Origin of the sequence: Streptomyces sporangiiformans, assembly GCF_005768555.2 — a bacterium.
Classification (GTDB): Bacteria; Actinomycetota; Actinomycetes; order Streptomycetales; family Streptomycetaceae; genus Streptomyces; species Streptomyces sporangiiformans.
The window spans coordinates 26,919-48,125 of the sequence record NZ_VCHX02000174.1 but is presented as its reverse complement, the minus strand read 5'-3'; the positions used below and the strand labels follow the sequence as shown (position 1 = coordinate 48,125).

At 69.2% G+C, this 21,207-nt stretch carries 17 protein-coding genes and 2 tRNA genes; 5 read left to right on the top strand and 14 right to left on the bottom strand.

Annotation, left to right across the window (positions count from 1 at the left end):
• Positions 1-77: 77 nt before the first annotated feature.
• From ndk to FGD71_RS30515, 4 genes are all read right to left on the bottom strand, one after another.
• Positions 78-491: a nucleoside-diphosphate kinase gene (ndk, locus tag FGD71_RS30530; protein ID WP_119103775.1), complete on the bottom strand. Its 414-nt coding sequence runs from the start codon at positions 489-491 to the stop codon at positions 78-80.
• 121 nt (positions 492-612) lie between these two features.
• Complete coding sequence (locus FGD71_RS30525; RefSeq protein WP_119103774.1) at positions 613-996, bottom strand: DUF4233 domain-containing protein; 384 nt, start codon at positions 994-996, stop codon at positions 613-615.
• Positions 997-999: 3 nt separating this feature from the next.
• Positions 1,000-2,508, bottom strand: a complete 1,509-nt coding sequence (gene folC / locus FGD71_RS30520; protein WP_119103773.1) for a bifunctional tetrahydrofolate synthase/dihydrofolate synthase — start codon at positions 2,506-2,508, stop codon at positions 1,000-1,002.
• Between the two features lie 114 nt (positions 2,509-2,622).
• On the bottom strand, positions 2,623-5,247 hold the full coding sequence (locus FGD71_RS30515; RefSeq protein ID WP_119103772.1) for a valine--tRNA ligase: 2,625 nt from the start codon (positions 5,245-5,247) through the stop codon (positions 2,623-2,625).
• A 136-nt stretch (positions 5,248-5,383) separates the two neighbouring features.
• Here FGD71_RS30515 and FGD71_RS30510 point away from each other — a divergent pair, with 136 nt between their 5' ends.
• On the top strand, positions 5,384-6,349 hold the full coding sequence (locus FGD71_RS30510) for a hypothetical protein (protein ID WP_119103771.1): 966 nt from the start codon (positions 5,384-5,386) through the stop codon (positions 6,347-6,349).
• A gap of 89 nt (positions 6,350-6,438) precedes the next feature.
• Here FGD71_RS30510 and clpX read toward each other — a convergent pair whose 3' ends face one another.
• The 5 genes from clpX to FGD71_RS30485 form a co-directional block, all read right to left on the bottom strand.
• Positions 6,439-7,722 carry an ATP-dependent Clp protease ATP-binding subunit ClpX gene (gene clpX, locus FGD71_RS30505; protein WP_119103790.1) on the bottom strand — a complete coding sequence of 428 codons (1,284 nt, stop codon included), beginning with the start codon at positions 7,720-7,722 and terminating at the stop codon, positions 6,439-6,441.
• 160 nt (positions 7,723-7,882) lie between these two features.
• Positions 7,883-8,563 (bottom strand): ATP-dependent Clp protease proteolytic subunit, encoded by a 681-nt coding sequence (locus tag FGD71_RS30500; RefSeq protein WP_119103770.1) that lies wholly within the window; start codon positions 8,561-8,563, stop codon positions 7,883-7,885.
• 86 nt (positions 8,564-8,649) lie between these two features.
• On the bottom strand, positions 8,650-9,258 hold the full coding sequence (locus FGD71_RS30495) for an ATP-dependent Clp protease proteolytic subunit (RefSeq protein ID WP_119103789.1): 609 nt from the start codon (positions 9,256-9,258) through the stop codon (positions 8,650-8,652).
• Positions 9,259-9,868: 610 nt separating this feature from the next.
• Complete coding sequence (tig, locus tag FGD71_RS30490; RefSeq protein WP_162931268.1) at positions 9,869-11,266, bottom strand: trigger factor; 1,398 nt, start codon at positions 11,264-11,266, stop codon at positions 9,869-9,871.
• Positions 11,267-11,483: 217 nt separating this feature from the next.
• Positions 11,484-11,560, bottom strand: a tRNA-Pro gene (locus FGD71_RS30485).
• A 153-nt stretch (positions 11,561-11,713) separates the two neighbouring features.
• Between FGD71_RS30485 and FGD71_RS30480 the strand changes: the two genes are divergently transcribed.
• Positions 11,714-11,784, top strand: a tRNA-Gly gene (locus FGD71_RS30480).
• A 73-nt stretch (positions 11,785-11,857) separates the two neighbouring features.
• Entirely contained in the window at positions 11,858-12,415 is a 558-nt protein-coding gene (locus tag FGD71_RS30475) for a GNAT family N-acetyltransferase (protein ID WP_119103768.1), read from the top strand.
• 227 nt (positions 12,416-12,642) lie between these two features.
• On the opposite strand, the gene FGD71_RS30470 is transcribed toward FGD71_RS30475, so the two are convergent.
• Entirely contained in the window at positions 12,643-12,837 is a 195-nt protein-coding gene (locus tag FGD71_RS30470; protein WP_119103767.1) for a hypothetical protein, read from the bottom strand.
• Between the two features lie 634 nt (positions 12,838-13,471).
• Here FGD71_RS30470 and FGD71_RS30465 point away from each other — a divergent pair.
• Positions 13,472-14,653: an acyltransferase family protein gene (locus FGD71_RS30465; protein ID WP_119103766.1), complete on the top strand. Its 1,182-nt coding sequence runs from the start codon at positions 13,472-13,474 to the stop codon at positions 14,651-14,653.
• A 62-nt stretch (positions 14,654-14,715) separates the two neighbouring features.
• Here the strand turns inward: FGD71_RS30465 and FGD71_RS30460 are convergent, their stop codons facing one another.
• The 4 genes from FGD71_RS30460 to FGD71_RS30445 all read right to left on the bottom strand — a co-directional run bounded on the left by FGD71_RS30460 (position 14,716) and on the right by FGD71_RS30445 (position 19,759).
• On the bottom strand, positions 14,716-15,192 hold the full coding sequence (locus tag FGD71_RS30460; protein WP_119103765.1) for an HD domain-containing protein: 477 nt from the start codon (positions 15,190-15,192) through the stop codon (positions 14,716-14,718).
• Complete coding sequence (locus FGD71_RS30455) at positions 15,189-17,645, bottom strand: FtsX-like permease family protein (protein ID WP_119103764.1); 2,457 nt, start codon at positions 17,643-17,645, stop codon at positions 15,189-15,191. The genes FGD71_RS30460 and FGD71_RS30455 overlap by 4 nt, the downstream gene beginning before the upstream one ends.
• On the bottom strand, positions 17,645-18,430 hold the full coding sequence (locus FGD71_RS30450; protein ID WP_119103763.1) for an ABC transporter ATP-binding protein: 786 nt from the start codon (positions 18,428-18,430) through the stop codon (positions 17,645-17,647). Before FGD71_RS30450 ends, FGD71_RS30455 begins: the two co-directional genes overlap by 1 nt.
• 150 nt (positions 18,431-18,580) lie before the next feature.
• Positions 18,581-19,759 carry a PP2C family protein-serine/threonine phosphatase gene (locus FGD71_RS30445; protein WP_119103762.1) on the bottom strand — a complete coding sequence of 393 codons (1,179 nt, stop codon included), beginning with the start codon at positions 19,757-19,759 and terminating at the stop codon, positions 18,581-18,583.
• 182 nt (positions 19,760-19,941) lie between these two features.
• On the opposite strand from FGD71_RS30445, the gene FGD71_RS30440 reads away from it, so the two are divergent.
• On the top strand, positions 19,942-21,195 hold the full coding sequence (locus FGD71_RS30440; RefSeq protein WP_119103761.1) for a GNAT family N-acetyltransferase: 1,254 nt from the start codon (positions 19,942-19,944) through the stop codon (positions 21,193-21,195).
• Positions 21,196-21,207: the final 12 nt, after the last annotated feature.

Genomic DNA, 21,207 nt, shown 5'->3' with positions numbered 1-21,207 from the left:
GACATAGCGTCAGAAAAATTCACCCGAGTGCGCCGGACGATTACGCACCCGGGTCTCTTCATACGGACCCGACTGGGCTAAGCGAGGCCGGGGAAGAAGATCTTCAGCTCGCGGTCGGCGGACTCCTCGGAGTCCGAGGCGTGGATCAGGTTCTCCCGGACGATCACACCGAAGTCGCCGCGGATGGAGCCGGGAGCCGCGGCGATCGGGTCGGTCGGACCCGCGAGCGCCCGTACGCCCTCGATGACCCGCTCGCCCTCGACGACCAGGGCGACAACGGGACCGGAGGACATGAAGGCGACCAGTGGCTCATAGAAGGGCTTGCCCTTGTGCTCGCCGTAATGCTGCTCCAGGGTCTCCTGGTCCAGCGTGCGCAGCTCCAGCGCGGTGATCTGCCAGCCGGACTTGCGCTCGATACGGCTGATGATCTCGCCGGTCAGGCCACGACGGACCGCGTCGGGCTTGAGGAGGACGAGGGTGCGCTGGCTCACGGTGGGGCTCCTTCTATGACAGATGTGCGGCGGATCGAGGTTACAGGGCGTGTCGGAGCACGGGTCACGCAGCGTCAGCCCAGGACGCGCGCCACCGCTGGGAAGAAGCCGCCCGCAGGGCCTACGCCGGGCTGCTTCCGGTCTCCGCCTGCGCCTCGCCCCCGGCACCGGCCTCCGCCTGCGCGGCGAACCGCGCCTTCGCCTCGTCCACCTTCCGCCCGTAGTGGACGGACGCCCACCACAGGGCGGCGAAGATCGCGCCCAGGAAGAACATCGTCGGAACGACGAAACCGGAAGCGATCAACGCGATCTGCAGGGCCCAGCCCAGCTGGACACCTCCCGGCCGCGTCACCACACCGCACAGCAGCACGCACAGCACCATCGCGACACCGCTGACCGTCCATACCGTCGTCATGGACAGGCCGGGGTCCTTCATGGCGACCAGTCCGGCGAAGCCGATGACGAAGAACTCACCGATCAGTGTCGAAGAACAGAGCGTACGCACAGGTCAGCCCCTCCCCAGGAGCAGTCGGGCCTCGCCGACGGTGATGACGGAGCCGGTGACGAGGACGCCCCCGCCCGCGTACTCGCCCTCCTCCTCGGCGAGCGTGATCGCCGCCTCCAGGGCGTCGTCGAGGCGCGGCTCGACCTGGACGCGGTCCTCACCGAAGACCTCGACAGCAAGCGCGGCCAGCGCATCCGCGTCCATCGCACGATGGCTGGAATTCTGCGTGATCACGACCTCGGCGAAGATCGGCTCGAAAGCCTCCAGCAGCCCCCGTGCGTTCTTGTCGTCGCTCATCCCGACCACACCGATCAGCCGGCTGAAGTCGAAGACCTCGCTGATGCCCTCGGCCGTGGCGCGAGCGCCCGCCGGATTGTGCGCGGCGTCCAGAACGACGGTCGGCGATCGCCGCACGATCTCCAGGCGGCCCGGCGAGGCGACCGCGGCGAAGGCCTTGCGCACCGTGTCGATGTCGAGCGGGTCGGGCCGCTGGGACCCGACCCCGAAGAACGCCTCGACGGCGGCGAGCGCCACCGCCGCGTTGTGCGCCTGGTAGGCCCCGTGCAGCGGGAGGAACATCTCTTCGTACTCGCCGCCGAGGCCGCGCAGTGTCAGCAACTGCCCGCCGACGGCGACCTGACGCGACACGACCCCGAACTCCAGGCCCTCACGGGCGACCGTCGCATCGACCTCGACGGCCTTCTTCAGCAGCACCTGCGCGGCGTCGACCGGCTGCTGCGCCAGGATGACGGTCGCGCCCTGCTTGACGACGCCCGCCTTCTCCGCGGCGATCTCGCCGGGCGTGGCGCCGAGCCGGTCCGTGTGGTCCAGGTCGATGGGGGTGACGACCGCGACATCGGCATCGATCACGTTCGTGGCGTCCCAGCTGCCGCCCATCCCCACTTCCACGACGGCCACGTCGACCGGCGCGTCCGCGAAGGCCGCGTACGCCATGCCCGTCAGGACCTCGAAGAAGGAGAGCCGGAACTCCTGCTGGGCGTCCACCATCTCCACGTACGGCTTGATGTCGTGGTACGTCTCGATGAACCGCTCGGCGTCCACCGGCGCGCCGTCGAGGCTGATCCGCTCGGTGATCGACTGGACGTGCGGCGAGGTGTACCTCCCGGTGCGCAGCTCGAAGGCACCGAGGAGCGCCTCGATCATGCGGGCCGTGGACGTCTTGCCGTTCGTCCCCGTGATGTGGATCGAGGGATACGAGCGCTGCGGCTCGCCCAGCACGTCCATCAGCGCGGCGATCCGGGCGACGGACGGCTCCAGTTTCGTCTCGCCCCAGCGCGTGGCCAGCTCGGCCTCGACCTCGCGCAACGCCTGGTCGGTTGCGGGATCGGCCGGCCGCGCGGGGACGTCGGACTGCGGCGGACCGCCCTGGGTGCGCAGGGTGCGGCTGCCTGCCTCGATCACCGCGAGGTCGGGATCGCGCTCCGTCTCCGCTCCGACGATCTCGTCGAACGGGTCGGACTCGCTGCTGTCGTGCGGGGGGAACTCACTCACGTGGCCAGTCTACGGAGCCCGACCGACAAGAGCGGAAGGCGCCCGGGGCCTCGAAGGTCCCGGGCGCCTTCCACCACTTACCAGGGCCGGTCAGGCCACAGCCGACGCGGCGGGTCAGGCCGCCGGCAGCCGCTCCAACTGTGTCTGAATCCGCGCGATGTCCTCGTCCGCCTTGGCGAGGCGTGTGCGGATCTTCTCCACGACGTGGTCCGGGGCCTTCGCGAGGAACGCCTCGTTGCCGAGTTTGGCGTTCGCCTGGGCCTTCTCCTTCTCGGCGGCGGCCAGGTCCTTGGCGAGCCGCTTGCGCTCCGCCGCCACGTCGATCGTGCCGGACAGGTCGAGCGCGACGGTCGCGCCCGCGACCGGCAGCGTCGCCGTCGCCGCGAAGCCCTCGCCCTCCGGCTGGAGGCGCAGCAGCTGACGGATGGCCGCCTCGTGCGGGGCCAGGGCGGTCCCGTCGAGGGTGACGCGGGCCGGGACGCGCTGGCCGGGCTGGAGACCCTGGTCGGCGCGGAAGCGGCGGACCTCCGTGATGACCTGCTGGAGCGTCTCGATCTCCCGCTCGGCACCGGCGTCACGGAAGCCGCTGTCCTTCGGCCACTCGGCGATCACGACGGACTCGCCACCCGTCAGGGTGGTCCAGAGCGTCTCCGTGACGAACGGGACGACGGGGTGCAGCAGCTTCAGCGTGACGTCCAGGACCTCGCCCAGGACCCGCTTGCTGACATCGGCGGCCGCACCGCCCGCGTTGAACGTCGTCTTGGACAGCTCGACGTACCAGTCGAAGACCTCGTCCCACGCGAAGTGGAAGAGGGCGTCGGAGAGCTTGGCGAACTGGAAGTCGTCGTAGAACGCGTCGACTTCGGCGACGGTCTTGTTGAGGCGGGACAGGATCCACCGGTCCGTCGCCGACATCTGGGACGGGTCCGGGAGCGGGCCCTCGACCGTCGCGCCGTTCATCAGCGCGAAGCGCGTGGCGTTCCAGATCTTGTTGGCGAAGTTCCGGGACGCCTGGACCCAGTCCTCGCCGATCGGCACGTCCGTACCGGGGTTGGCGCCACGGGCCAGGGTGAAGCGGACGGCGTCGGAGCCGTACTTGTCCATCCAGTCCAGCGGGTCGACGACGTTGCCGAAGGACTTCGACATCTTCTTGCCGCGCTCGTCGCGGACCAGGCCGGTCAGGGCGATGGTCTTGAACGGGGCCTCACCGTCCATCGCGTACAGGCCGAACATCATCATCCGGGCGACCCAGAAGAAGATGATGTCGTGGCCGGTCAGCAGGACGTCCGTCGAGTAGAACTTCCGCAGGTCCGGGGTCTGTTCGGGCCAGCCGAGCGTGGAGAACGGCCACAGGCCGGAGGAGAACCAGGTGTCGAGGACGTCGGTGTCCTGGGTCCAGCCGTCACCGCTCGGCGGCTCCTCGTCGGGGCCGACGCAGCGGACCTCGCCGTCCGGCCCGTACCAGACGGGAATCCGGTGGCCCCACCACAACTGCCGCGAGATGCACCAGTCGTGCATGTTGTCGACCCAGTCGAAGTAGCGCTTCGACATGTCCTCGGGGTGGATCTTGACCCGCCCGTCCCGGACCGCGTCGCCCGCCGCCTTGGCGAGCGGACCGACCTTGACCCACCACTGCATGGACAGCCGCGGCTCGATGGTGGTCTTGCAGCGCGAGCAGTGGCCGACCGAGTGGACGTACGGCCGCTTCTCGGCGACGATCCGGCCCTGCGAGCGCAGCGCGCCGACGATGGCGGAGCGCGCCTCGAACCGGTCGAGTCCCTGGAAGGGACCGTGGGCGGTGATGACCGCCCGCTCGTCCATGACCGTGATGGACTCCAGGCCGTGGCGCTGGCCGATGGCGAAGTCGTTCGGGTCGTGGGCCGGGGTGACCTTGACGGCGCCGGTGCCGAACTCGGGGTCGACGTGCGTGTCGGCGACGACGGGGATGCTGCGGTCGGTGAGAGGCAGCTTGATCCTCTTGCCGATCAGGTGCCGGTAGCGCTCGTCGTCGGGGTGAACGGCGACGGCGGTGTCACCGAGCATGGTCTCGGCACGGGTGGTCGCGACGACAAGAGTCTCGTCGCCCTCCCCGTACTTGATGGAGACGAGTTCGCCGTCGTCGTCCTGGTACTCGACCTCGATGTCCGAAATGGCCGTCAGGCAGCGAGGACACCAGTTGATGATGCGCTCGGCGCGATAGATCAACTCGTCTTCGTACAGCTTCTTGAAGATGGTCTGGACGGCGCGGGACAGCCCCTCGTCCATGGTGAACCGCTCACGCGACCAGTCGACACCGTCCCCGAGCCTCCGCATCTGGCCGAGGATCTTGCCGCCGTACTCTTCCTTCCACTGCCAGACGCGCTCGACGAACTCCTCGCGCCCCAGGTCGTGGCGGGACTTGCCTTCCTCGGCGAGCTGCTGCTCGACCTTGTTCTGCGTGGCGATACCGGCGTGGTCCATGCCGGGCAGCCACAGCGACTCGAACCCCTGCATGCGCTTGCGGCGGGTCAGGGCGTCCATGAGCGTGTGCTGGAAGGCGTGCCCCAGGTGGAGCGAACCGGTGACGTTCGGCGGCGGGATGACGATGGTGTACGGGGTCTTGTCACTCTTCGCGTCGGCGGCGAAGTACCCCTTGTCCACCCAGCGCTCGTACAGCTTCCCCTCTACCTCGGCCGGCGCGTACTGGGTCGGCAGTTCGGTGATGGGCGCTGTGGGCTGCTGCTGAGCGTTCTCGGTCACGGGCTCAGTTTAGGGGTGTTACAGGCCCGTCCCGAAACGGGATTCTTCTGTAACGGTGCGCCCCCCGATGCATCGCGCTCTCCCTGCCTACGCCAGGATGTTCGAAACGCATAAGTATCTGGAGGGGAACCCAGAGATGAGCTACAACCAGCCGGGCCCGTACGGCGGGCAGCCCCAGCAGCCCGGACCGTACGGTCAGCCGGGCCCGTACGGCGGGCAACCCCCGCAGGCCCCCCAGCCCGGCTATGGCTACCCGCAACAGGCTCCGCCGCAGCAGCCGGGCTACGGGTACCCACAGCAGACCCCTCCCGGAGCCCCGCCCCCGCAGCCCGGCTACGGCCAGCAGCCCCCGTACGGCCAGCAGCCCCCGCCTTACGGGGTTCCGCAGCCTCCGGCTCCCGGCGACGGCAAGAAGAAGACGGGGATCATCATCGGCTCGGTGGCGGTCGTGGCCGCGATCGCCGTAGGGGCGTACTTCGTGATCGGCGGGGGCGGCGGCAGCGGCTCGGACATCGCGGACGACGGCCCGCACAAGCTCACAACTCCGGCGACGGTGCTGGGTGGTGAGTACAAGAAGGGCGAGGCAACGGACAGCGGCGGCTTCGACAAGAGCGACATGGAGGAAGCGGAGAAGCACGGCGTCAAGAACGCCAAGAACGTCGACGCCGCCTACCAGGCCGGGGACGAGAACAATCCACTGGCCATGAAGATGCTCCAGTTCATGGGGGTCTACGGCGAGATCGAGGACCCTGAGAAGGTCGTCGACGCCATGTTCGCGGAGCTCAAGAAGAACGCCACCAAGGACAAGTCGAACGAGGGCGAGCTCGTCGGCAGCCCGAAGAGCTACAAGCCCAGCGGTCTGGACGGCGCGATCCTGAAGTGCCAGGAGACCAAGATCAAGAACGAGGACGCCGCGGCGGGCGACCCGGCCTCCGGCCCCAAGGAGATCAGCATGCCGGTGTGCATCTGGGGTGACCACAGCACCCTCGGTGTCGTCATCAACATCGAACTCGCCGACGCCATGGCAGGAAAGAGCGCCGACCTCAGCGGGTCCGCCGACATCACGGCCAAGTTCCGCAAGGAAGTACGCGTCAAGGCGTGAGCATCGCCGCGTGACCGCGGGAGCGGGAGCGTACGACGGAGGGGGGTGGCCCGACCTGGGCCACCCCCCTCCTCGTATGTGCGTACCGCCTACGCCGTCTTCTGCTCTCCCGAACCCCGGCCGCGGGCGTCCCGCGGGATCAGGGTCGGGTTGACGTTCGAGAGGACCACGTCCGGCGTGATGACGACGCGGCCGACGTCCTTGCGGGACGGGACTTCGTACATCACCGACTGCAGGACCTCTTCCATGATGGCGCGCAGGCCGCGGGCGCCGGTCTGGCGGAGGATGGCCTGGTCGGCGATCGCTTCGAGGGCCTCGCGCTCGAAGTCCAGCTCCACGCCGTCGAGTTCGAAGAGGCGCTGGTACTGCTTCACCAGCGCGTTGCGCGGTTCGACGAGGATCTGGAGCAGGGCCTCACGGTCCAGGTTGTGGACCGAAGTGATCACCGGGAGACGGCCGATGAACTCCGGGATCATGCCGAACTTGACCAGGTCCTCGGGCATGACGTCCTCGAACTGGTCCTTCTCCTCCAGTTCGCGCTTCGAGCGGATCGTCGCGCCGAAGCCGATGCCCTTCGCACCCGCGCGGGACTCGATGATCTTCTCCAGGCCGGCGAAGGCACCGCCCACGATGAACAGGACGTTCGTCGTGTCGATTTGGATGAACTCCTGGTGGGGGTGCTTGCGTCCGCCCTGGGGCGGGACCGAGGCCGTCGTGCCCTCCAGGATCTTGAGCAGGGCCTGCTGGACGCCCTCGCCGCTCACATCCCTTGTGATCGACGGGTTTTCGCTCTTACGAGCCACCTTGTCGATCTCGTCGATGTAGATGATCCCGGTCTCGGCCTTCTTGACGTCGTAGTCCGCCGCCTGGATCAGCTTCAGCAGGATGTTCTCGACATCCTCGCCGACATACCCGGCCTCCGTCAGCGCCGTCGCGTCCGCGATGGCGAAGGGGACGTTGAGCATGCGCGCCAGGGTCTGAGCGAGCAGCGTCTTGCCCGAGCCCGTGGGGCCGAGGAGCAGGATGTTGGACTTCGCCAACTCGATGGCGTCGTCGCGGTTTTGGCCCCCGTTCTCACCGGCCTGGACCCGCTTGTAGTGGTTGTACACCGCGACCGAGAGGGCCTTCTTCGCAGACTCCTGCCCGACGACGTACCCCTCGAGGAACTCGTAGATCTCGCGGGGTTTGGGGAGTTCCTCCCACCTCACCTCGCTCGTCTCGGCGAGCTCTTCCTCGATGATCTCGTTGCAGAGATCGATGCACTCGTCGCAGATGTACACACCGGGGCCTGCGATGAGCTTCTTGACCTGCTTCTGGCTCTTGCCACAGAACGAGCACTTGAGCAGATCGCCGCCGTCACCGATGCGTGCCACGGTGTGCTTCCCCTTCGCCTGGGAGACGCCTAGGTCCAGCGGCTCCTGGTGCTGCCTTATGTCCGACGGTACCTTGCCGAGCCCCTCGTTCGGGCCCCCCTTGGCGCGGTTCACTTTGTCGTGAACCGCGCCAAGGAGCGGCTGACGATACAGCGCTACGTCACGCGACCGCCGCGTTGTTCATCTTCCGGGTCGAAATGATCTGGTCGATCAGGCCGTACGAGAGCGCGTCCTCAGCGGTGAGGATCTTGTCGCGCTCGATGTCCTCGCGGATCTTCTCGATCGGCGTGGTGGAGTGCTTGGCCAGCAGTTCCTCCAGCTGGGCGCGCATCCGCAGGATCTCGTTCGCCGCGATCTCCAGGTCGGAGACCTGACCCCGGCCCGTCTCACTGTAGGGCTGGTGGATCAGCACGCGCGCGTTCGGGAGCGCCATGCGCTTGCCCGGCGTACCGGCGGCGAGCAGGATCGCGGCGGCGGAGGCCGCCTGACCCATGCAGACCGTCTGGATGTCCGGCTTCACGAACTGCATCGTGTCGTAGATGGCCGTGAGCGCCGTGAAGGAACCACCGGGGCTGTTGATGTAGACCGAGATGTCACGGTCGGGGTCCATCGACTCCAGGCACAGCAGCTGCGCCATGACGTCGTTGGCGGAGGCGTCGTCGATCTGCACGCCGAGGAAGATCACGCGCTCCTCGAAGAGCTTCGCGTACGGGTCGTACTCGCGCACACCCTGGGAGGTGCGCTCGACGAAGCGCGGGATGACGTAGCGGGACTCCGCGCGAGGACCGGTGTACTCGGCCTGCGTGCGGGCGTAGAGGCCGCTACCGGGGAAGTCGTTCACTGTGTCTCCTGGAGAGCCTGAAAAGGGCTGAGGCGGTCGGCTGAGGGCTCGGAGGGGGCCTTGGGTCGGCTGCGCGCGGCGCCGGCCTAGGCCGCTCCCGTGCCGCCGCCGCCCGGCATGCCGGCAGCGGTGGGCATGATGTCGTCGATGAGGCCGTACTCCTTGGCCTCGATCGGGTCGAACCAGCGGTCCCGGTCCGAGTCGCGGGTGATCTGCTCCACGGTCTGGCCGGTGTGGAACGCGGTCAGCTCCGCCATCCGCTTCTTGGTGTGCAGCAGCCGCTCGGCGTGGATCTTGATGTCCGACGCGGAGCCGGCGAGACCGGCCGAGGGCTGGTGAATCAGGATCTCTGCGTTCGGCAGCGCGAAGCGCTTGCCCGGGGTACCCGCGCTCAGCAGGAACTGACCCATGGAGGCTGCCATGCCCATGGCGATGGTCACCACGTCGTTCTGGATGTACTGCATGGTGTCGTAGATCGCCATACCGGCCGTGATCGATCCGCCGGGGCTGTTGATGTACAGGAAGATGTCCTTGTCCGGGTCGGCGGCAAGGAGCAGCAGCTGTGCGGTGATCTTGTTCGCGATGTCGTCATCGACCGGCTGGCCGAGAAAAATGATCCGCTCGCCGAGCAGCCGGTTGTAGACCTGGTCGCCGAGGCCACCACCGATGGAAGGCTCGCCGGCGGCGGAAGGCATCAGATTCGTCACGTATCCACCTGCTCGTCTTTACGACGGCGCCGGGCCGTCTCACGTGTTCTGCCGGGGCTTGGGGCCCCGTGTGCGCGCCGCGTCGGGCGGCTCCGGGGACTCCCCTGCCCTCGTACTCATGGACCCTAACGCGCAGGCAGGCGGGTGCCATCCCGGTTCTTCGACTGTTCGCTGTGAGCGCAGGTCGCTCCGCTGGGTTCAGCGGGTTTGGGCGGGCCGGGCATGGGGTTCCTCCGTAAGGGGTACCTGGGCGTCCGGGGCTTCGCGTTCAAGCGGGTTCCCTTCCCCGAGCCCGCCCCTTCCCGAAACAGGGGGCTGCGCCCCCAGGCCCCCCAGGGGGAGGGGGTGGATGGGTTTCGTACTTCGGGTGCGGGTCGGTTGTGGCTGGTCGCGCAGTTCCCCGCGCCCCTGAAGGGCGCGTCCCGCTCAGCCTCAGTTCCCCAGCGGCCCTGGAGGGGCGCACCCCCACGCTCCCGCAGTCGCCAACGCACGGGAGGGGTCGTGACCCCGACCCACCCACCCAGCGAATGCGACGGGCCCCGGGGCGCGTGGTCGCGTCCCGGGGCCCGTTCTACGTGGCTCAGCTGGAGTCCGAGGCTCAGGCCTCGGGCTTCTCCTCGGTGGCCTCGGCGGAGCCCTCCGCCTCGGCCGCAGCCTCGGTCTCGGACCCCGTCTCGTCCTCGTCCTCGTCGTCCAGGTCGACGATCTCGCCGTTCGTGTCCTTGACCGTCGCGGCCTCGACGACGACCGCGAGGGCCTTGCCGCGGGCGACCTCGCCGACGAGCATCGGGACCTGGCCGCCCTCGACGACCGCCTGGGCGAACTGGTCGGGGGACATGCCGGAGGAGGCCGCACGCCGCATGAGGTGCTCGGTGAGCTCCTCCTGGTTGACGTTCAGCTTCTCCTTGTTGACCAGCTCGTCGAGGACGAACTGGGTCTTGATGCCCTTGACCGCGGCCTCGCGCGTCTCGGTGTCGAACTCCTCGGCCGTCTTGCCCTGGATCTCGAGGTACTTCTCGAGGTCGAGGCCCATCTGGCCGAGCTGGTGGTGCTCGAGGTTGTGCTTACGGGTGTTGATCTCGTCCTCGAGGAGCTTCTCGGGGACGGGCACCTCGACCAGCTCCAGCAGCTTCTCCAGGACACGCTCCTGGGCCTGCGTGGCCTGGTCGTACTGCTTGGTGTTCTCGAGGCGCTGGCGGCTGTCCGCCTTCAGCTCGTCGAGCGTGTCGAACTCGGACGCGAGCTGCGCGAACTCGTCGTCCAGCTCGGGAAGCTCACGCGCGGCGACCTGGGTGACCTTGACGGTGACCTCGGCCTCCTTGCCGGCCGCCGAGCCGCCCTTGAGCTCGGAGGTGAAGGTGGCCTCGCCACCGGCCTCCAGGCCCTTCACGGCGTCGTCGATGCCGTCGAGCAGCTCGCCCGAGCCAATGGTGTAGGAGACGCCGGAGGCAACGCCGTCCTCGAGGATCTCGCCGTCGACCTTGGCCTCCAGGTCGATCGTCACGACGTCGCCGTCCTCGGCGGCCCGCTCGACCGGGGAGGTCGAGGCGAAGCGCTCACGCAGCTCGGTGACGGCCTTGTCGACGTCCTCGTCGGTGACCTCCACGGCGTCGACCTCGACCTCGATGCCGGAGTAGTCCGGGATCTCGATGGCCGGGCGGATGTCGACCTCGGCGGTGAAGTTCAGCGTCTCGCCGTCCTTCAGCTCCGTGATGTCGACCTCGGGCTGGCCGAGGACATTCAGCTCGGCGTTGTTCACGGCGTCGGTGTAGAACTTCGGAAGCGCGTCGTTGACCGCCTCCTCCAGAACCGCACCGCGACCGAACCGCTGGTCGATGACGCGCGCCGGAATCTTGCCCTTCCGGAAGCCCTTCACCGTGACCTGCTGGTTGATCTTCTTGTACGCCGCGTCGAGGCTGTCCTTGAGCTCCTCGAAGGGCACCTCGACAGTGAGCCGAACCCGGGTCGGGTTCAGGGTCTCCACGGCGCTCTTCACGGTTCGGTCTCCTTGATGGCTGACTTCTTGGGGGTTCTGCTGGCGACCTCTACCAGGTGCGGCGGGAGCCTCAGCGGATTCGCGGCCCTTTGAGAAACGTGACAGTGCAGACACACGGGCGCGCAGCTTGCATAGTAACCGCAGGCGGTACACGCCCCAAAAGGCGATCTTGCGGTCCCGGAGATCCCTGGACTGGACCCCTGTCGGGTCCGGCCGGTGGTCGGGGTGGCGGGATTTGAACCCACGGCCTTCCGCTCCCAAAGCGGACGCGCTACCAAGCTGCGCCACACCCCGTTCGGTGCGACACGTAGGGTACATGCCCGCAGGCAGTGCGGCTCCCGCATTTCACGAGCGCCCCCGGGGCACGGAACGGGGTGTGCGGCGAGGGCCCACGACCCGCTACGATGCTTCCGTGCCGCGCGTCGACTGACCTGCGGCGCACCCTGTGCGGGCGTAGCTCAATGGTAGAGCCCTAGTCTTCCAAACTAGCTACGCGGGTTCGATTCCCGTCGCCCGCTCTGACGACTCAGGGCCAGGTCAGAGGTTCGTTCCTCTGCCTGGCCCTGATCGTTTGTCCGAGGGGGGCACCACATGACGCCACAGGGAACCGTCACGGTAGAGCACATGGGTGGCTCGGCCGCAGCACAGGCTGAGGACGCGTTCAGGCTGATCTATGCCGACGTGTTCGCGGAACCGCCGTACAACGAGACCGCTGACGACGTCGCAGCCACCTTCCGGCGCTTTCGCTCCCAGACCCGCAAGCGCACTTTTCGCGCCGCCCTGGCCCGCACCGAGGACCGCGAGCCGGTCGGCATGGCATACGGCTACCCGGTCGGGCCTGACACAAGGTGGTGGGACGAACTGACCGAGCCCGTGCCCGACGACATGCGGCGCGAGGACGGGCACCGCACCTTCGGCCTCATGGAACTTGCCGTACGCGGACCCTGGCGCGGGCGGGGAGTCGCGCGGCGTCTGCACGAGGCCCTGCTCGATGGCATCGAGGCCGAACGGGTGCTGCTGAACGTCCACCCGGACAGCAAGGCAGCGTCGGCCGCCTACCAGGCGTGGGGCTACCGCAAGATCGGCGAGGCGCGCCCGTGGGAGGGTCCGGACCTCTATGACGTCATGCTGCTCGACCTGCGCACATGACGCTACGTGGCGAGCGGAGCTGGGCGCGGGCGGCGGCTCATCCCGGAACGCGGCGCGGTCGGGCCGGAGGACGCCGGGGAATGAAGACTCGGGCGGTGGGTACCCGCGTCGTCGCCAAGGGTGAGCCGAGCCGGTTCGCGAGGGCGTGGCCGCTGGTCACCGGCGTGCTCGACCCGAACCGCTCACCACGCCGAACCGTTCAACCCGCTCAGCCCGCCGCAACCGGCTCAGAACTGGATCGAGTTGATGGTCTCCGCTATCGAGTTGAGGAACCGCTGGATGTCGTCCGCCATGCCGGTCGAGGCCAGGAAGAAGCCAAAGAGCACGGCGACGATCGCCGGCCCCGGCTTGATCGATCCTCCTCGTATCAACACCACCAGGACGATCGCCAACAGCAGCACCACTGACAGCGAAATGGCCACAACTGATCACACCCTACGGTCGGTCCGCTCTCCCGGCCCGAGGGTGCATCCCCGCACACCCCCGCAGAACCATCGTGCCACCAACCAGGCCGCGGTATGCGACCCGTGAGGCATAGTCGGCCACGGTTCTCGCCGGACCTGCGCGTTCGGCCCCCGCTCCGCGCTCCCCGGCGGAGAGGAACTGCGGTGCGCGGTACGGCAATTCGAGCGGCCCCGCGCCCGGTAAATTCGAGTCGCTCGTTTCCGTGCCCACACACATGCCCACACACCTTGTTCGCAGATAATTCGAATTGTTGCGGCAGGCACATCGGTTGATCGCGGGCGGGCCACTATAAAGCCATCAAGCGGACATTTCACCAGAGTCGCCTGAGGATGTTATGCACCGTTTAGTCAGACTGAATGCGGATGTAGCGGTCGCACGCGGCATGCCGACGGGTATCCGCATCACCCTGTCGACTTCCTCAAATCCCGCGCACGCACCGGAGTTAATCGGGGGATACGCAGGAATGACACCCAGGGTTTTACGAAATCCCCTCAGCAACGCTAGGGTGCCTCAGATGTCCTACGCTGCCTCGTCCCCCGCTCGCGCAGTGAGGTCCCGGATCGTCTCACCCAGTTCCTGGTGGGAGGGTCTGTGACGAACTCGCTCCGTCCACACGGCCAACAGAGGGCGCCGCTCCCGCCGGCACAGACGCCGGCATCCGGAGTGCCGAGCCCGCGCCCCCCTCGGACCCCGCATGCGGGCACCGCTCCCGCCGGGCCGGACGCCAAGCCGGCCAAACAGCGCGACGCGTTCTTCGACAACGCCAAGTACCTGGCCATCGTGCTCGTGGCGATGGGCCACGCCTGGGAACCGCTGACCGACCACAGCCGCGCCGCCGAGGCGCTCTACATGGTCGTCTACGGCTTCCACATGCCGGCCTTCATCCTCATCTCCGGCTACTTCTCGCGCAGCTTCGACATGCGTGCCGACCGGCTCCAGCGACTCGTGACCGGCGTAGCCGTGCCGTACGTCCTCTTCGAAGTCGCGTACTCGCTGTTCAAGAAGACCGCGGACGACGACCCGAGCCATCCGATCAGCCTGCTCGACCCCTGGTACCTCACCTGGTTCCTGGTCGCGCTGTTCGTGTGGCGGCTGACGACCCCGCTGTGGAAGGTCGTGCGCTGGCCCGTACCGCTGGCGCTTGCCGTCGCGGTCCTGGCCTCCGTCTCGCCCGACATCGGCGACGATCTGGACCTGCAGCGTGTCCTGCAGTTCCTCCCGTTCTTCGTCGTGGGCCTGTGCATGAAGCCCGAGCACTTCCAGCTGATGCGGCGCCGCGAGGTCCGTATCCTCTCGGTGCCGGTCTTCATGGCCGCGCTGCTCGTGGCGTACTGGGCGGCACCGCGGATGAGCTCCGCGTGGTTCTACCACCGCGACAGCGCCCAGGAGTTGGGCGTTCAGTGGTGGGCCGGTGTCGTGATGACGCTGGCGCTCTTCGGCTGCTCGATGGTCCTCACCGCCTGCTTCTTCGCCTGGGTACCGCGCCGCAAGATGTGGTTCACGGTGCTCGGCGCGGGCACGCTCTACGGCTATCTGCTGCACGGCTTCCTCGCCAAGGGCTCCCGCTTCTGGGGCTGGTACGACGACTACACATGGCTGTACAAGCCGCTCGGTGAGATCTTCGTCAGCCTGGTCGCCGCCGCCGTGATCACCGCGCTGTGCACCCCGCCCGTCCAGCGCGCCTTCCGTTTCGCGATGGAGCCGAAGATGGAGTGGGCGTTCAAGCGGGACGCCGCCGAACTGGCCCGCTCACGGTCCAGGTCCACGTCTTAGGGCACCAGGAATCAGGCGCCAGGCCAGGCGCTTTCGGCCGGCGGCCGCCTGACCACGGCCTCTCAGTCGAGGCCCAGCAGTTCGCGCATGCGCGTGTACTTCCGGGTCAGCCGGGACCGCGTGGGCCCGTCCAGGACCGCCAGCCTGGACGGGTCCGCGTTGTGCGCCAGGTCGGACTCCTTCACCAGCAGGGCTCCCTCGGTGGCCAGGATGCGTTCGGCGTACGCCTCCTGGGACTCACCCGCCCGCTTGGTGAGGGCCAGGACGATGTCCTTCGTACGCCGCGTCAGCGCGGCCTCGTGCAGCAGCCACTCCTCGGACACGGCGTCGTCCTCCACGGCGTCGTGCAGCCACGCGGCGGCGACCTGCTCGTCGTCACCGCCACGGGCGCGAACTCCCTCCGCCACGGCCTGGAGGTGCTCGGCATAGGGCCGGCCCGCCTTGTCGGTCTGGGCGGCGTGTGCGTTACGGGCCAGGGCTTCGACCTCGTTGAGGGTCAGCAACTCGCTCTTGGCCACTCGCGGTGCGTTGTCGGTCATGCGTCGAGTGTGCCTCGTAGCGCCGACCGGGCCGGAACCGTCGCCGCCGTCACGCCGAGCACCACCACGGCCGCCACGAACGAGCCGTACACCAACGGGGGAACGTAGGGCGCCTGGCCGGTCAGCCCCTCCATCATCGGAACGAGCGTGGCGAGCGCGATGCCCGTGCCGAGGACGATGCCCGCGAGCGCCACGAGCAGGGCCTCCCAGTGGACCATGCGCAGCACCTGGCGGCGCGTGGAGCCGATGAGCCGCAGCGTGCCCAGCTCACGGCGGCGGTCGAGGACCGTCATCACCAGCGTGTTGGCGGCGGCGACGGCCGCGAAGCCGCCGAGGACCGCCGCCATGGTGGTGTTCGCCCAGGCGTTCAGCTCACGGTCGAGGGACTGTGCGGTGGTGTAGTCGCCGCGGTCCAGGACCGTGCCGAGCTTCGCCAGGTCGGCGACGCTGCCGCCCTTCGCCCAGATCTCCGTGGCGAAGGGGGAGCTGACGTGGGTCGCCAGGTCGGCGTGGCTCAGGGTGACTTGGGACAGTCCCATGCCGCGGGCGTACGTCGCCACGATCCTCGAAGTCGCCTTCGTGCCGTCGGGCAGGCGCAGGTCGAGGCGGTCCCCCACGCCGACTCCGGCGGAGCGGGCGAGCGAGGCGTCGAGCGCGGCCTCGCCCCGCTTCAGGGACAGCGCGCCCTTGCCGACCTCCAGGTCCTGCACGCGGGCCAGGTCCCGCGCCGAGCCCATGACGCCCTGTGTGGAGGCGGAGTTCAGTACCCCACCTGCCGGGACCAGGACCTCGGTCTTCAGCAGGCCCACGGCGGCGGTGACGTCGGGGGTGCGGGCGGCCTGCCGTACGGCGTCGGGGGTGAGGCCCGCGTCCGACGTCACGATGTGGTCGGCCATGATGCCGGCCCGCTGCTGCTCCCGCGTGGCCCGCTCCTCGCTGGTGTGCATGAAGACGAGCACCGAGGAGAACGCCATCGCCAGGACGATCGGGGTGATCGCGGAGGCCAGACGACGGGCGTTGGTCCGGGAGTTGGCGGCGGCCAGCGCGGCGGAGATGCCCGCGCCGCGCAGCGGAAGCCCGAACAGGGCGGCGCAGGCGCGGGCGACCAGCGGGCCGAGCAGGGCCACGGCCAGCATGAAGAGCACGACGATGCCCAGCGCGGCGTTGACCGCGTCCTCGCCGGTCAGCGAGGCGGCGAAGCCGGCGCAGACGAAGCCGCCGACGGCTGCCGCGATCCCCAGCGGCGTACGGATCCAGCCGGGCCTCAGCCGCTCCACGGCCGCCTCGGTGAGCGCCTGCCCCGGCTTGATCCGCGCCGGGCGGCGGGCCGCCATGTACCCGGCGAGCAGGGCGGTGCCGAGCACAGCGCCGACCGCCGAGAGCAGCGGGATGTACGAGACGGACAGCTCCACGGGCTCCGGGATCGCGCCCTTGTCCTTGAGCTGCTCGAACCACCAACGGGCCAGGGCGATTCCGGGCACACAGCCGGCCAGGCCCGCGAGGGGCGCGAGGAGCAGCGCCTCGGTGGCGATGGAACGGCGGATCTGACGCGGAGTCGTACCGATGGCGCGCAGCAGGGCGAACTCACGGGCACGCTGGGCGACCGACAGCGCCACCGTCCCGGCCGCGGTGAACACGGCCACCATCGCCGCGACACCGCCGAAGGAGCCGCCGAGCCCTGCGAGGACCTCCTTGGCCTCGGCGAGGGAAGGGTCCTCGGCGGTGCCGCGATCGTCACCGATGTGGACCTCGGCACGGCCACCGAGGGCCTGTGCCACCTGGGACTTGAGGGCTTCGGCCGTCACTGAGTCCTTCGGCAGGACGGCGATCGCGTCGATGCGCCCCGGGTGACCGCAGACGCGTACGGCTTCGGAGTCGGCGAACCAGAAGGTGTCCTGCCCGGCCCTGGCCTGTTTGCCTTCCTTCGCGATGCCGGAGACGCGGAAGGTGCGGGGGCCGTCGGCCGTGGTGAGGGTGATGTGCTCGCCGACCGTGCCGGACGTGCGGACGACTTCGCCTTCGCCGGGCGCCCGGCCCGCCGTCAGCCGCTCGCCGGTGAACGACGTGGAGCCCCAGCCGTGGGCGGTGGCCGGCGCGCCGGAGCCCGTCCGGACCTGGAAGGTCACGTCGGCGACCGCCTTGCGCGCACCGGTCACGGAACCGGCCTTCGCCACCAGGGAGTCGTCCAGCCAGGCCTTGTCCGGAACCGGCACGGCCTCGTCCTCGCGGCTGTCGCCGTGGCCGGTGACGCGGTGGGCACGCTGGTCGGCGGCGGCCACCACGGGAGCGTCGGCGTAACGGACCGGCGGAACGGACGCGCGTATGCCCGTCTCCAGGAGGATGCCGCAGGCCGACACGATCAGGGCTGCCATCGCCAGGGCGATGAACGTCCCCACGAAGGCCGCGGGTTTGAAGCGGACGGCGGCACGGGCCAGACCGTTGGGCACGAACATCAGGCGACCGCTCGCACGTCCGTCATGCGGGCGGCGATCCGCTCGGCCGAGGCGCCCTCCACATGGTCGACGATCGAGCCGTCGGCGAGGAAGAGGACACGGTCGGCCCAGGCCGCGGCCGTCGGGTCATGCGTGACCATGACGACGGTGGCCCCCAGCTGGTCGACGGCCTGACGGAGCAGAGCGAGGACCTCGCCGGCCGTGCGTGTGTCGAGCGCGCCGGTCGGCTCGTCCGCGAAGACGACATCCGGGCGGGTGACCAGGGCGCGGGCGATCGCGACGCGCTGCTGCTGTCCGCCGGAGAGCTGACCGGGGCGACGGCGGGCCAGTCCGTCGAGGCCGACCTGGGCGAGGACCTCGGCCGCGCGGCGCCGGTCGGGGCGGTGGCCCGCGAGGCGCATCGGCAGAACGACGTTCTGCTCGACGGTCAGCGACGGCAGCAGGTTGAACGCCTGGAAGACGAAGCCCAGGCGCGAACGGCGCAGCGCCGTCAGCTTGTTCTCGCTCATGCCGGTGATCTCCGTGCCACCGAGCCGCACGGTTCCCCCGCTCGGCCGGTCGAGTCCGGCCGCGCACTGCAGGAACGTGGACTTGCCGGAGCCGGAGGGCCCCATCACGGCGGTGAAGCTGCCGCGTACAAGGGTGAGGTCGACTCCGCGCAGGGCGTGTACGGCGGAGCCGCCGCGGCCGTACTGCCGTCGTACGCCACGCAGTTCGACGGCCCAGTCCGCCGCGAGGGCCGTACCGTTCTGGACGTTCTGTGCGGTCCTCTTGCGCAGGCCCATGGCCGGGTCCGTCCTTCCGTCGCGTCCAGCGGTGCTGATGCTCCGAAACTACGGATCCGGGACCTGCGGCCACCATGCGGCCGACCGCCGACTTGGGGGTAGGGAGAACCCCACCCCACGCGCCCACCGGCGGTCACTCGGCGGCGGCCGTCACCGGGTGACCGGCCCCACCACGCCCTCTCGGCAGATCAGCAGCAGCGCCCGGTCGTCGTTCACGTCTCGCGCGACCGCCTCGATGAGGTGCCAGGCGGCGCCGTGGAAGCCGCCGGCCACATAGCGGTCGGCTTCGCCGGTGAGGCGGTCCATGCCCTCGACGATGTCGCGGTCGGAGGTTTCGACGAGGCCGTCGGTGAACAGCATCAGGACGTCGCCGGGGCGCAGGGAGCCCTTCACCGGGTCGAACTGGGCACCGTCGTAGACACCGAGCAAAGGGCCCTCGGCGGTCTTCTCCTCCCAGCGGCCGTTCCCCGCGCTGAGTTGGAGCCCCGGAGGGTGGCCTGCCGAGTAGAGCTCGTAGTCGCCCGAGTCCAGGTCCAGGACGAGGTGGATCGACGTCGCGAAACCCTCGTCCCAGTCCTGGCGGAGCAGGTAACCGTTGGCAGCGGGAAGGAAGGCATGAGGGGGCAGGGAGCCCAACAGGCCACCGAAGGCCCCCGACAGCAGCAGCGCACGCGACCCCGCGTCCATGCCCTTGCCCGAGACGTCCGTCAGGACGACCTCCAGCGTGCGGCCCCCGTTCGTACGAGCCGCGACGACGAAGTCACCCGAGAACGACTGACCCCCCGCCGGCCGCAGCGCCATCTCCCGGTGCCACCCCGTGGGCAGCTTCGGCAACTTGCTCTGGACGCGGATCCGTTCGCGCAGGTCGAAGAGCATGGTCCCGCCGCGCCGCCACGGCACACCGACCCGGCTGCGGAACTGCGCGATGAGCAGGCCGAAGAAGCCGCAGGCCGCGACCACGAGGACGATCCCAGGTGTCACCCTGGACGGGCCCTCGGTGTACGGGCCGAGCTTCACGGACTCGACGATCAGAGCGGTTGCCGCGGCGGCGTACAGGCCGAGCAGGCTGGCGGGGCGCAGCAGGAGCCCGCCCGCGACGATCGGGAGGACGAGGGCGGCCGGTGAAGCCCACACGGAGTTGGCGAGTGTGACGGCCGTGATGACGGGAATGGTCAGCAGCAGACCGGCCAGTGCGACCCAGTCCGAGCCGTCCCCGCGGAAGTAGTCGACGGCGGATCTGCGCAGCCCTGTGCGGACCCGGTGAGCCTGCTTGTTCAACCGGGCCGTGAACGTGTCGGCTTCCGCGCGCCGCTCTCGTCCTGCTGCCATTGTTCGGGACCCTATCCATCGGACCAGGTGCTTGGCACGGGAGGTCCTACTTGTCCCCCGTCCGAGGACCGAAGTCACAGAAATGTCCGACCCCCGAGGATCGCACGGCCGGACCGGTCGGACCGACCAGTGCCGGAAGAAATCCACTCGCTCATCCCGGATTGCCCTGGTAGGCATGGCATATGACGACTGACTTGCGCGTGCTGAGTCCGGACGACTGGGACAAGTGGTACAGAACGCTGATGCTCGCGTTCGGTGGCGCCGAGGAGTCGGCCGAGGAGCGGGACCTGTGGAACGGTCTCACGGAGTTCGACCGCTCGATCGGCGTCTGGGACGGCGACGCGTGCGTGGGCACGGCGGGGGCGTTCAGCTTCCGGGTGACGGTGCCGGGCGGTGCGCTCGTTCCGGCGGCCGGCATCACGATGGTGAGCGTCGCCGCGACACACCGTCGCCGCGGGGTGCTGACGTCGATGATGCGGCGCCAGTTGGACGACGTGCGGTCCTGGGGCGAGCCGCTGGCCGTACTGACGGCCTCCGAGCCGATGATCTACGGCCGGTTCGGCTACGAGAACGCGACACAGCAGCTGCGCGCCGAGATCGACACGGCGCGGGTACGGCTGACGGTGCCGCCGGGCACGGACGACGTACGGCTGCGGCTCGCCGAGCCGGGCGCCGACGCCGTACGCGACGCCTGCGAGGCCGTGTACGCGCGTCAGGTGGCGACCCGGCCCGGGATGCTGGCGCGGCGGCCCGGCTGGGAGCGACTGCCGGTGCTCGACCCGGAGAGCGAGCGCAAGGGCACCTCGCCGTTGCAGTGCGTGCTCGCGGAGCGGGACGTCGCCGGTGAGGAGCGCGGTGAAGTGGCCGGTTACGCCCGGTACTTCATCAGGCCGGAGTGGGACACGGCAGGGCCCAAGGGCACGATCGAGCTGCGTGATCTGGAGGCGGTGGATCCGGCGGCGTACGCGGCGTTGTGGCGGTTCCTGTTCGACATCGATCTGACGTCGACGCTCAAGACGCACAACCGGCCCGTCGACGACGCCTGGCAGCACCTCGTCTCCGACATCCGGCGGTGCGGGCCGGCACTGCGGGATTCGTTGTACGTGCGGCTCGTCGACGTCGGAGCGGCGCTCGAGGCGCGGACGTATCACACGCCCGTGGACGTCGTGTTCGAGGTCGAAGACACGTTCTGCCCCTGGAACGAGGGACGTTGGCGGCTCACCGGTGACGCGAAGGGGGCGTCCTGCCGGAGGACCACGGACGCGGCGGATCTCGCGCTGTCCGTACGGGAGTTGGGGGCGGCCTATCTCGGCGGCGTGTCCCTGACCTCATTGGCCGCCGCGGGGCGGGTGCGGGAGGTGCGCCAGGGCGCGCTCGCCGAGGCCTCGACCGGCTTCTCCTCCGTCGTGGCTCCCTGGCTGCCGCACGGTTTCTAGGGCCTGTCCGGC

Coding starts and splice junctions, on each gene's coding strand:
- FGD71_RS30495 (WP_119103789.1), bottom strand. CDS start 9,258: ATGCCTTCCGCCGCCGGCGAGCCTTCCATCGGTGGTGGCCTCGGCGAC.
- FGD71_RS30460 (WP_119103765.1), bottom strand. CDS start 15,192: ATGACCGACAACGCACCGCGAGTGGCCAAGAGCGAGTTGCTGACCCTC.
- FGD71_RS30445 (WP_119103762.1), bottom strand. CDS start 19,759: ATGGCAGCAGGACGAGAGCGGCGCGCGGAAGCCGACACGTTCACGGCC.
- FGD71_RS30510 (WP_119103771.1), top strand. CDS start 5,384: ATGAGCTACAACCAGCCGGGCCCGTACGGCGGGCAGCCCCAGCAGCCC.
- FGD71_RS30440 (WP_119103761.1), top strand. CDS start 19,942: ATGACGACTGACTTGCGCGTGCTGAGTCCGGACGACTGGGACAAGTGG.
- FGD71_RS30455 (WP_119103764.1), bottom strand. CDS start 17,645: ATGTTCGTGCCCAACGGTCTGGCCCGTGCCGCCGTCCGCTTCAAACCC.
- FGD71_RS30475 (WP_119103768.1), top strand. CDS start 11,858: ATGACGCCACAGGGAACCGTCACGGTAGAGCACATGGGTGGCTCGGCC.
- FGD71_RS30450 (WP_119103763.1), bottom strand. CDS start 18,430: ATGGGCCTGCGCAAGAGGACCGCACAGAACGTCCAGAACGGTACGGCC.